Source organism: Flavobacterium sp. GNP011, assembly GCF_056428925.1.
Genome location: NZ_JBWJVJ010000001.1, coordinates 600,108 through 611,607 on the forward strand (window position 1 = coordinate 600,108; position 11,500 = coordinate 611,607).

An 11,500-nucleotide genomic window follows, 5' to 3' on the forward strand; every position below is an offset into this window, starting at 1 on the left:
ATAAAATGTATTTTTGTAAACAAGATTTAGTAAAATCAATAATCAAGACGACTATGGATATTAAGCAATATTTAGATGCAACCTATTTAAAAACTGCAGAACAAGCTGGCCTTTCTCCAGAAGAAAATACGGTTGTTGTTAAAAAAAATGTCCAGGAGGCAATAGAGGAGGGTTTTAAACTAGTGATGATAAGGCCAGATATGGTTTCACTAGCAAAAAAAATGATTATTGATGCTAATGCGGTCTTGCAAGTAGGAACTGTTATTGATTTTCCTAATGGTGAATCCTCAGTTGAAGATAAATTAGAAGAAGCCCAAGTAGCCATTCAAAATGGAGCTGATGATTTGGATTTTGTGTGCAATTATAAAGCGTTTAAAAATGGTGAAATAGATCTTGTAAAGCAAGAAATATTTGAATGTACACAACTTGGTTTAGATCATAATAAAGTGGTTAAGTGGATAATTGAAGTTGCTGCTTTAACAGATAAAGAGATTATTCAAATTTCTAGTTTGATTAAAAATGTTGTGGTAACTGCTTTTAGTCAAGAACAATTTTCACGTGTTTTTGTAAAATCATCTACAGGTTTTTATGAAACTGAGATAGGTGTACCAAATGGTGCAACTTTACACTCTATAAAAATTATGTTAGATAACGCTTCTCCTTTGCCAGTAAAAGCTGCTGGTGGCGTACGTACTCATGAAGAGGCGGTAACAATGATAAATCTTGGTGTGAAAAGAATAGGGACTTCAGGAGCTAAAATAATTTCCGATGGTCAAAAGGCCACAATAGGATACTAAATTGTACAAATATTAAGGATGAACAAAGGACTAACACTACTACTATTTTTATTTTCTATTTTTAGTGCAACTGCACAAGACAACTCTAATAATGAAAATCGTCCAGTCAATACATCTGAACGTTTTCCTGTGTTTGAGGAATGTAATTCTAAACAATTCAAGGAACTAGAAAATTGTTTTTACAATCAAGTGCAAACCTATATTACTTCTAATTTTAATGTGCCTCAAGAATTAGTTTCTTCTAATTTCAAAGGGAATATAAAAGTGCTTTTTGAAGTAGACTCAAACGGAATCTTTAAAGTAATTCATGTAGATGCCACTGATGAAAAACTTATTTTAGAAACCAAGCGTGTTTTTGGTAAAATGCCCAAAATTCAGCCTGCAACATATAATGGGAATGCCACTTATTCTAGATTCACCTACACAATTGCGATTCCTTTGGTAAACAATGTTGTGACTGACAATGTTTCTTTGGCGAAAGCCAAATCCAGCATTACAAAAGATAAAACTTTGTCAGAACTTGATAGCATCGTATATAAAAAATTCGATAATCCAGAATTAGAAAGTCAATTGAATATTCCATTTTCGCATAGTTATTATGCGCAATTTGATGCAGCGCTAAATCAAATGGGGAGTAATAATCATACAGCTTCAAAGCCATTTGCATATGCCGAAGTTTCTAAATATTACAATCTCAAAGCAGTGCAAGCGTCTCTAATGAAGAAAACTTCAAGCTGGTGGTCTCGAAAATTATGGAATGAGAACATGGTTGCCATTCAAGGAGAAGGATATTGGTTTATACTTAACCCTGTTGTAGATTTACAGTTGGGAAAGGCTAGTAAAAGTTCTGATTCATACACTTATGTAAACACTAGAGGAATTAATTTTAAAGGAGCTCTGGGTAAAAACTTGCATTTTACAACCACAGTTTTTGAAAGTCAAGGTCGTTTTGCTCCTTATTATAACGCTTATGCTTCCTCTATAAAACCAGCGGGAGGAAATCCAGCCATAATTCCGGGAATAGGAATTGCTAAGGATTTTAAAACAACAGGTTTCGATTTTCCATCCGCAGATGCTAATTTAACATTTACACCAAGCAAGCATATTGATATGCAATTGGGCTATGGCCGAAATTTCATTGGCGATGGATACAGGTCATTACTAGAAAGTGATGGCGCTAGTCCATACCCGTATTTTAAATTGAATACAAATTTCTGGAAGATAAAGTATACCAATACCTATATGTGGCTCAAAGACGTACGTCCTGAGGTGACTCTTGAGCGTACTTATGCAACTAAGTTCATGGCCAATCATTATTTGAGTTGGAACGTGTCAAACAAGTTGAATTTAGGTTTTTTTGAATCGGTGGTATGGACAAATACAAATGATAGAGGGTATGATGTAAATTTTGTTAATCCATTAATTTTTTATAGATCAGTTGAGTTTACCTCTTCGGCAAGGAGTGGGAATGCAGTTTTGGGTCTAACTTTTAAATACAAATGGAATAACCAAATCAATTTTTATGGGCAGTTTATCCTAGATGAATTTTCACTGAATGACGTAAAAGAGCGAAATAATAGTTGGAAAAACAAGTATGGTTATCAGTTAGGAGCAAAGTATTACAATGCTTTCGATGTAGAAAACTTAGTGGTACAATTGGAATACAATCATGTGAGGCCATATGTCTATTCTCATAGTATGCCAATTACAAACTATGCACACAATAATCAAAGTTTAGGGCATCAATGGGGAGCAAATTTTAGCGAGTTAATCCTTTTAGCTCGTTATCGAAAAGAGCGATATTACGCTGACGCAAAATTCACAATGGGAACCAGAGGTTTTGATTTTGATACCACTGAGAATGGATTTAATTATGGTGGTAATATCTACAAAGATTATGATGAAAAAAGACCTTTTGACTCAGATGTAAAAGTAGGTCAAGGGAATAAAACAGCCGTGTTTATTGCGGATCTTCAAGTAGGGTATGTAGTAAATCCATCTACTAACTTAAAAGTATTTGGGAGTTATATTTACAGAACATTTGACCCAACTAAAAATACATTGACTGCACAAAATCAAGACACAAGTTGGCTTAGTTTAGGTGTTAGAACCGATATTTTTAATTGGTATTTTGACTATTAAAAGACATCCATTTATTTTTATACTTTTTTGTGAATTGTTTTTTGTCAAATCCCTTTTGATAGCCTACTTTTGCATAAGTTTTTAGAAATAAAATAAATAGTAGCATTGAGCACATCACAAAGTACACTTTCATTAAAATCAGTTTATATAGACTTCAGAGAAATCACAAAAGCACGATTAGCGGTTAGTGTCGTTTTTTCGTCTGTTGCGGGTTTTATGTTGGGTATTTATGATTTTCAGTCTTTAGATTGGATGGTTTTGTTAAAACTGGCAATTGGCGGATATTGTATGGTAGGTGCTTCAAATGCTTTCAATCAAATCATTGAGAAAGATCTTGATGCTTTGATGGAACGTACAAAAGGGAGGCCTGTTCCAGCAGGACGAATGACACAAACCACAGCGCTATTTATAGCTGCGTTGTTGACCATAGTAGGACTTGTGTTGTTGTATACGATAAATGGAAAAACAGCAATGTTTGGTGCTATCTCTATATTTTTATATACAAGTGTTTACACGCCATTAAAAACAATGACTTCTTTGTCTGTTTTTGTTGGTGCTTTTCCAGGAGCAATTCCTTTTATGTTAGGTTGGGTTGCTGCAACTGGTGAATTTGGTATCGAAGCAGGAACCTTATTTTTAATTCAGTTTTTTTGGCAATTTCCTCATTTTTGGGCAATTGGTTGGTTCTTGTATGAAGATTATGAAAAAGCAGGTTTTTTTATGTTGCCAACGGGAAAAAAAGATAAAGGAACAGCATTGCAGGTTATTTTATACACCATTTGGCTCATATTAGCTTCATTGTTACCAGCTTTTGGATATACGGGAAGGTTGTTTGTGACTCCTATCGCAGCAGGAATTATTTTCTTATTAGGATTATGGATGTTGTTTTATGGCGTTAAGTTATATCAATTAAGAACTGCAAAAGCAGCTAGAACACTTATGCTTGTAAGTGTTACCTACATTACATTATTACAGTTAGTATACATATTTGATAAATTTTTAAGATAGTTATGGAAATGACAATGACGGCCGAAGAGCAAAAATCCAGAACAAATAGATCCTATAAATTGATCCTTTTGTTCGCAATGGCAAGTATGACCATGATGTTTGCGGGACTCACAAGTGCTTTTGTAGTGAGTAAATCAAGAGCAGATTGGTTGAAAGATTTTCAACTGCCAGTTGCATTTTATTACAGTACTGCTGCTATTATAGGCTGTAGTATAACTTTTCATTTGGCTAAAAAAGCAATACAAAAGGATAATAATAGCGCCACAACAATGTATCTTTTAGCTACATTGGGACTTGGTATTTTATTTGTAATTTTACAATTTGTAGGTTTTGGACAAATAGTAGAAAGTGGTTATTATTTTACTGGAAGCGGGAGTTCAATTACGACTACATTTCTATATGTAGTAACGGTTGTGCACCTAATTCACCTTGCTGGTGGTGTGATTTCGCTTTTAATTATAATTTATAATCATTTTAAACAAAAATACAACTCATCTCAAACCCTTGGTATAGAACTAGGTGCAATGTACTGGCACTTTCTGGACTTATTGTGGGTTTATTTGTTTTTGTTTTTATATTTCTTTAAATAAGAAAAAAACGTAAATTTGGGAACTTTTTAACGAATAACTTTTATGGAAGCGACAGTTACTACTGCAAATAGTGAAGAAAAAACTTGGGGAGGCGGCAATGAGCCAATGGGAGCAAGTTATGGCAAATTAATGATGTGGTTTTTTATCGTGTCAGATGCTTTAACGTTCTCTGGATTTCTAGCGGCGTATGGTTTTTCTAGATTTAAATTTATTGAAACATGGCCATTGGCTGATGAAGTGTTTACTCACTTTCCGTTTTTACACGGAGTTTCAGCGCCAATGTATTATGTGGCATTAATGACTTTTATTTTGATTTTCTCGTCGGTAACTATGGTTTTAGCCGTAGATGCTGGTCACCAAATGAAAAAAGACAAAGTGGTTTTGTACATGTTCTTGACCATCATTGGAGGTTTTATTTTTGTTGGTTCTCAAGCTTGGGAGTGGAAAAACTTTATCAAAGGAGAGTACGGAGCAATTGAAACAAAAGGAGGTAGTTTACTTCAGTTTGTTGATAAAGACGGGAAACGTGTTGCACTTGCTGATTTTGCAGTGACTTTACCTGAAGAGCGTGAACAGCTTAAAAGAAACAAAGCCAAATGGTTCATGGAAGAAGGGGAGTTGCCATCTTACTCTGTTGCAGAGGTACAAGCTGGTTTCAAAGCTCATCCAGATTTATTGATTAGAACAGAGATTGTCAATGCGAACAAACAAAAAACAATTCTTTCTAGAAAAGAATCAGAAACTAGACTTTCTCAAGCACATTATGTTGTAGAGGGTGCTAACTTAATTAGAAATGAATACGGGAGTAAATTATTTGCTGATTTCTTCTTTTTTATAACTGGTTTTCACGGTTTTCACGTTTTCTCTGGAGTAATAATTAACATTATTATCTTTTTCAATGTACTACTTGGTACATATGATAAGAGAAAAAGTTATGAAATGGTAGAAAAAGTAGGTCTATATTGGCACTTTGTAGATTTAGTTTGGGTATTTGTATTTACAGTTTTCTATCTAGTTTAATTTCTAAAAAAAATTATTATCATGTCACACGAACACGCATCAAATGTAGGTAGAATCTGGAAAGTATTCGGAATATTATCTGCTGTAACCATATTAGAAGTATTTTTGGGTATTTTTAAACCAGAAGCCCTTCACATGAATAGTCTAATGGGTATGAACCTACTAAACTGGATATTTTATTTGCTAACCATTTACAAAGCATATTATATCGTTTGGGCTTTCATGCACATGGAAGGTGAAAAGAGCTCATTGCGAAATGCAGTTGTTTTTCCACTTATTTTTCTGATATTATACATTCTTTTTATCTTTTTGACTGAAGGGGATTATATTTATGAGGTTTTTAAAAATTCCACAATTAAATGGAATTTTTAACAAGATATTAATTCAATAAAAGGGTACGCATTGCGTACCTTTTTTTATTTTTGTACTATATATTTAAAATGTAATGAAAAAAAATATTGTCCTTTTTGTTCTCTTTATTTTACCAATAGTTGCTTATTTGTTTTTTGCTTCTGGAGTTAATGGTTATACTAAATTACCTATTGTTACTCCTAATACGGCTGATTTTGGTACTTGGAAAACTTTAGATAGTAAACCTTTAACTTTAAATGGGAAAGTTACTATTTTGGGCTTTTGCGGTACAGAATTACTTAAAAACAGAGGTAATCTTTTTAATCTAAATCAAAAAATTTATCAACGTTATCACGAATTTAAGGATGTTCAGTTTGTAATGTTGTGTCCTGCTGGAACTGAAAGTGATGCTAAAAAAGTAGTTGATGCTTTAGGCGCTTTTACAGATGTCGCTCAATGGAGATTTGTTTTTGCTTCTCCCGATACTATATCTGATTATTATTCACAGTTAAGGTTGAAAGAAAATCTAGATGATAAGTTGGGGACTCCAAAGGTCTATATTATTGATAAAAAAAGAAATTTACGAGGACGCAAGTTAGTAAAAGATGTTATGGAAGGATACAATACTTTTCACCCAGCTGAATTAAGTAATGAAATGCTGGATGATTTTAAAGTGATCTTGTATGAATACAGAGCTGCACTCAAGAAAAATAACAATGCTTCAAGAAAAATTTAATTGTTATGTTTAAAAATAAATCTTACATCGGTATTTCATTTATTATTTTGGTATTTGGTATTTATGCCATACCTAAGATTGTGGATCGTATTAAAAACGATAAAATTGTCCAAGGTGATAGACTAGATAATGTTAAGGCTGAAGTTGCTGAGGAAGGGAAGTTATTAAAAATTGGAGCTGCACCTAAGTTTGAACTTACAAATCAAGATAATGAAAAAATTACAAACGAAACGTATAAGGGTAAAGTATATGTTTTAGAATTCTTTTTCACTACTTGTCCTACCATTTGTCCAAAAATGAATGAAAGTATGTTGCTCATTGAAAAAAAATTCTTTGGTAATCCTAACTTTGGTATTGCTTCTATAACGATTGATCCTGTAACGGATACACCTGCGGCATTAAAGGTACATTATGATTTGTTAGGAGTTCGATCCAAAAATTGGAATTTTTTAACAGGTGAGAAAGATTATATTTTTAAATTGGCTAACAAAGGCTTTAACTTGTATGCTGGTGAGAACAAAAAAGTAGCTGGAGGATTTGAACACTCTGGTTTATTTGCATTGATTGATAAAAACGGAAACATCCGTTGTCGTAATGATGAATTTGGTAATCCTATTTTATATTACGATGGACTAGATAAAAAAGGGGTGAGAAACCTACAACAAGATATTAATATTTTATTAGAAGAATAGATATGAAAAACAATTCCTTAGAACAAAAATTTAATAAATACATCATTGCGGTATCTATAGTAATTCCTGTCGTGGTAGCTATTTTATTTAAAATTAAACTAAAAGATTTTGGAATTGATGTTGCTCCATTGTCCTTTTTACCTCCAATATATGCTACTACAAACGGTTTAACGGCTGTTCTATTGGTAGGGGCTGTAGTAGCTATTAAATACGGTAATAGAAAATGGCATCAGTATTTCATGACTACAGCCATTGGTTTATCGCTTGCTTTTTTAGTGATGTATGTTGCTTATCACATGACTAGTGATTCTACTGTATTTGGTGATAGTAACCATAATGGCTTATTGGAAGAGTCTGAAAAAGTTAGTATAGGATCTTTACGTATAGTGTACTTATTGATTTTAATCACTCACATTATTTTGTCTATAGCAATCATACCAATGGTATTGATTACTTATGTTAGAGCTGTAGGGCAGGATTTTGTTGCTCATAAAAAAATCTCTAAAATAACATTCCCTATTTGGCTTTATGTTGCAGTAACGGGTGTTATTGTCTATTTGATGATTGCGCCTTATTATAGTTATTAATTTTACAGTTAGAAAGATGAAGTTAATTAATCCTAGCGGGAGTAAGTTTTGGTTCCTATTTATAGCTTTTGTTTGTAGTGCTAGCGTAAATGCACAATGTGCTATGTGTAGAGCTGCCCTTACTAGTGGTGATAATACTACTCAAGCTGCTGCTGTAAATGATGGAATTGTATACTTAATGGTTATTCCGTATTTACTAGTTGCAATTATTGGATATTTGATTTATAAAATGAAGAAAAATAAGGCTTCGTAATTTATTGTTTCTATCAATGTTTATTTTAAACCATTGATAGAAACATTTATTTTCCCTTTTACTTTTACAAATGCTATAATAGCTTGATTGGTAAGTTGTATTTTTTGGAATTCTATTTCTTCCATTTTTCCATTTACAAATACCCCGTGCATCGGTGAATAGTTTTTTAGATAACCCAGCATGCTTTTTTGACCTTCGTCAAGGTTTGGTTGAATAGAATACCTGCAACTTTGTTTTATTTTTTTTAGAATTAATGTTTGAGCCATCCAGTTTGCGGTTCGCATTAATTTGTTTTTTGTATCCAAGGCATAGTCAAGATCTTCAAAATAAACTTCTTTGGTTTTGTCATTATATTGAGGTATTCCTGATAGATATAAGGTGCCATTTACACTACCCAAAACATCTAATGCAATAATCATTTTTCCTTTTTTGTGCCAAATGTCCACGTTTTGTACTTGAATTTTTTTGGAACCTGATCCAAATTCTTGACCTTTAAAATTCTTAGTCATTATTTTAGACGCTTCTTGATAGGATGAAATAGCAATAATGTTTGCATCTATATCATTAGGAATTTTGGTAACCGGTTTAAGAGTAATCTTAGAGGCATTAAACTTCGATTCAGGTTGTTTTCCTATAAAAGTTTCCATATTGCACTTCATTCCCATTTCTATAAGTAATGCATCGTTTTTTAATGTCGCATTGGTAGTGTAAATCTCTAAGGGAACTATTCGTAACCAACTTTCATAAGTTTCATTCATTAAAAAAGGAGTGGTTATTTTTTCTAACGCACTCAAGACATTTGGTTTAAAATCCATTGATTTCCCTATGGCTTCGTCAATTTTACGTTCAATTTTTGATTTAAATATTTTGACTGCAGGATTGATTAGATAGGTTACAGGTACGTTTTTACCAAAGACAAGCATGGTGGGACTTTCGTTCCAATCAAGTGATTTTAATTCGGTTTTAGTGTTTAGTTTCCAATTTGTCAAGGTAACATCACTAGATAAAGTCACAACGCCATCTAAATTAAACTCTCTAGTATCATAGAGCTCTATCCCCATTTTTTTGGTGCCAATTCGGTATTTTATTACAGCTTTTAAAGGAAGAATTGTTTTTATTTTTTCTCCTTTTTCAGATGTAATTGTTATTGAGGCTTGTTTCCAAACTTTCATTTCAATGTCATCGTCCTCAATTGTGTTGTCCTCATAGATCAATCCTGTTAAAACTGTATTGGTTTGATTCTCTATATCTTTTAATTTTACTGATATTGGTAGATTGATAAAGGACGGAAGATTTTCATAAACCAATGGCACAGCATCGTCTGGTTCTGGTTTTAAAGCGTTTATTTTATTTGTTGTGGCGCAGGATTCACACAAAATTACAGCTACAAAAACGAAAATGATTCGAGAGAATGCGTACATTTAATTAATTTTAGAAAACAAAATTAGTAAAACAATTCTTTTTTTATGATTTTTTGTAACAAATGGTACGATCGAAAGTCTTATTGTTTAATTATTGAATTTCAGATTGTAAAATTTATGATTTTGAAGACCATAATTAAACTAAGTTAAATGTGTTTGATCCATAATTCAGGCAATTATTTAAAAAAATATGAAAAGAAATAGTTTTTTTAGTTTGTTCATTGTTCTTGTAGGATTGTCTGTTCAGGGACAAGCCAAAAAGTGGACCTTGCAAGAATGTGTGAATTACGCCATTCAAAACAACATCTCAATTAAGCAATCCGCTCTAGATACTAAAACGGCATTGATTGATAAGAGAGGTGCTATTGGTAATTTTTTACCTTCATTGAATGCCAGTGCTTCTCACTCTTGGAACATTGGTTTGAATCAGGATATTACCACTGGTTTATTGAGAAATCAAACAACCCAGTTTACTTCAGCTGGTGCTAATGTAGGTATTGATATTTATAAAGGATTGCAAAATCAGAACACGCTTCGTAAAGCCAATCTTTCCATAGTGGCAGCCAAATATCAATTGTTAAAAATGCAAGAAGATATCGCTTTGAATGTTGCCAATGCTTTTTTGCAGGTTCTTTTTAATAAAGAAAATTTAAAAGTACAGAAGGAGCAATTGGGAATCAATGAAAAGCAATATGCACGTTCAGAAGAATTGGTTAAAGCTGGATCTATTCCTCGTGGTGATTTATTAGATATCAAAGCTACCGTTGCTCAGAATAATCAGAATGTTATAGTTGCTGATAATGCTTTATTGATCTCAAAATTAAGTTTAGCGCAGTTACTACAGCTTAAAGATTTTGAAAATTTTGATGTTGTAGATGACACTAATATGAGAGATGAGAATAATATTATGGCTCAAACTCCAAGTGCTATTTATAATAAAGCGATAGAAGGCAGAACAGAATTGAAAATTGCTCGAACTAACTTAGAGATTGCCCAAAAAAATGTGGACATTGCAAAAGGAGCTTTTCAGCCTACTTTACAGGGTTTCTACAGTTTTAATAGTAGGGTTTCATATGCTGATGTTCCTGTTTTTAATAACATGGGAAATATAACTGGTACCCGAAATGCAGCCCCATTTTTCAATCAGTTTAGCGATAATAAAGGACAGTCTTTTGGAGCACAATTATCAATACCAATATTTAATGGTTTTTCTGTTAGAAACAATGTAGAGCGTTCCAAAGTGAGTTTAGAACGATCGAAAATTGCCGTAGAACAACAAGATTTGGATTTGCAAAGAAATGTTTTTACTGCATTTACTGATGCTAAAGGCGCCTTAAAGTCATACGAATCTGCTGTAATTGCTGTTGAGGCTAGACAAGGAGCGGTTGATTATGCTAAAGAACGTTATAATGTTGGGTTAATGAACTCATTTGATTACAATCAAGCCCAAACATTGCTTACTAATGCACAATCTGAAGTATTGAGAACCAAATACGATTATATCTTTAAAATTAAAATATTAGAATTCTATTTCGGAATTCCTCTTATCAAAAACTAATTATTATGTCAAAAAAAACAGTTTATATCCTAATAGGTGGTGCAGTAGTAATTATTGCGGGTTTAATTGCTCTTTCTAAGTCTGGGGTTATAGGTAAAAAAGATGTAGGTACTGAGGTAGAAACCGCACAAGTAATTCCATCTACAATAATTGAAACGGTATCTGCTACTGGAAAAATACAGCCAGAAATTGAAGTTAAAATTTCTTCTGAAGTTTCGGGAGAAATCATAGCCTTAAATGTAAAAGAAGGGCAAGTAGTGAAAAAAGGAGATTTACTAGTGAAGATCAATCCAGATTTATACACCTCTGGTTACAACAGATCAGTATCTAACTTATCCGGAACTA

12 protein-coding genes and 1 pseudogene are annotated in these 11,500 nt (G+C 32.8%); 12 read left to right on the forward strand and 1 reads right to left on the reverse strand.

Going from position 1 to position 11,500, the window contains the following annotated elements; translation table 11 throughout:
- The first annotated feature begins 53 nt into the window (after positions 1-53).
- The 10 genes from deoC to AC061E_RS02575 all read left to right on the forward strand — a co-directional run bounded on the left by deoC (position 54) and on the right by AC061E_RS02575 (position 8,176).
- Positions 54-797, forward strand: a complete 744-nt coding sequence (gene deoC / locus AC061E_RS02530; protein ID WP_478284850.1) for a deoxyribose-phosphate aldolase — start codon at positions 54-56, stop codon at positions 795-797.
- An 18-nt stretch (positions 798-815) separates the two neighbouring features.
- On the forward strand, positions 816-2,939 hold the full coding sequence (gene remB, locus AC061E_RS02535) for a gliding motility outer membrane protein RemB (protein WP_478284851.1): 2,124 nt from the start codon (positions 816-818) through the stop codon (positions 2,937-2,939).
- 105 nt (positions 2,940-3,044) lie between these two features.
- Entirely contained in the window at positions 3,045-3,947 is a 903-nt protein-coding gene (cyoE, locus tag AC061E_RS02540) for a heme o synthase (RefSeq protein WP_478284852.1), read from the forward strand.
- Positions 3,948-3,949: 2 nt separating this feature from the next.
- Positions 3,950-4,537 (forward strand): cytochrome c oxidase subunit 3, encoded by a 588-nt coding sequence (locus AC061E_RS02545; protein ID WP_182650666.1) that lies wholly within the window; start codon positions 3,950-3,952, stop codon positions 4,535-4,537.
- A 42-nt stretch (positions 4,538-4,579) separates the two neighbouring features.
- Positions 4,580-5,557, forward strand: coding sequence for a cytochrome c oxidase subunit 3 (locus AC061E_RS02550; RefSeq protein ID WP_144889534.1), 978 nt, complete (start codon positions 4,580-4,582; stop codon positions 5,555-5,557).
- Positions 5,558-5,578: 21 nt separating this feature from the next.
- On the forward strand, positions 5,579-5,929 hold the full coding sequence (locus AC061E_RS02555; protein WP_144889532.1) for a cytochrome C oxidase subunit IV family protein: 351 nt from the start codon (positions 5,579-5,581) through the stop codon (positions 5,927-5,929).
- A gap of 73 nt (positions 5,930-6,002) precedes the next feature.
- The gene (locus AC061E_RS02560) at positions 6,003-6,644 is read left to right on the forward strand and encodes a hypothetical protein (RefSeq protein ID WP_478284853.1); all 642 of its coding nucleotides are present in this window, start codon (positions 6,003-6,005) and stop codon (positions 6,642-6,644) included.
- Positions 6,645-6,649: 5 nt separating this feature from the next.
- Positions 6,650-7,336 carry an SCO family protein gene (locus tag AC061E_RS02565; RefSeq protein ID WP_478284854.1) on the forward strand — a complete coding sequence of 229 codons (687 nt, stop codon included), beginning with the start codon at positions 6,650-6,652 and terminating at the stop codon, positions 7,334-7,336.
- A gap of 2 nt (positions 7,337-7,338) precedes the next feature.
- The gene (locus tag AC061E_RS02570) at positions 7,339-7,923 is read left to right on the forward strand and encodes a DUF420 domain-containing protein (protein ID WP_478284855.1); all 585 of its coding nucleotides are present in this window, start codon (positions 7,339-7,341) and stop codon (positions 7,921-7,923) included.
- Between the two features lie 16 nt (positions 7,924-7,939).
- Entirely contained in the window at positions 7,940-8,176 is a 237-nt protein-coding gene (locus tag AC061E_RS02575) for a CAMCR motif-containing small membrane protein (RefSeq protein ID WP_478284856.1), read from the forward strand.
- A gap of 20 nt (positions 8,177-8,196) precedes the next feature.
- On the opposite strand, the gene AC061E_RS02580 is transcribed toward AC061E_RS02575, so the two are convergent.
- Complete coding sequence (locus tag AC061E_RS02580; protein ID WP_478284857.1) at positions 8,197-9,597, reverse strand: DUF4403 family protein; 1,401 nt, start codon at positions 9,595-9,597, stop codon at positions 8,197-8,199.
- A 190-nt stretch (positions 9,598-9,787) separates the two neighbouring features.
- Here AC061E_RS02580 and AC061E_RS02585 point away from each other — a divergent pair, with 190 nt between their 5' ends.
- Together AC061E_RS02585 and AC061E_RS02590 are read left to right on the forward strand one after the other, a co-directional pair.
- Positions 9,788-11,155, forward strand: coding sequence for a TolC family protein (locus AC061E_RS02585; RefSeq protein WP_478284858.1), 1,368 nt, complete (start codon positions 9,788-9,790; stop codon positions 11,153-11,155).
- 5 nt (positions 11,156-11,160) lie between these two features.
- Positions 11,161-11,500 (forward strand): annotated as a pseudogene (locus AC061E_RS02590) (efflux RND transporter periplasmic adaptor subunit); the annotation flags it as partial.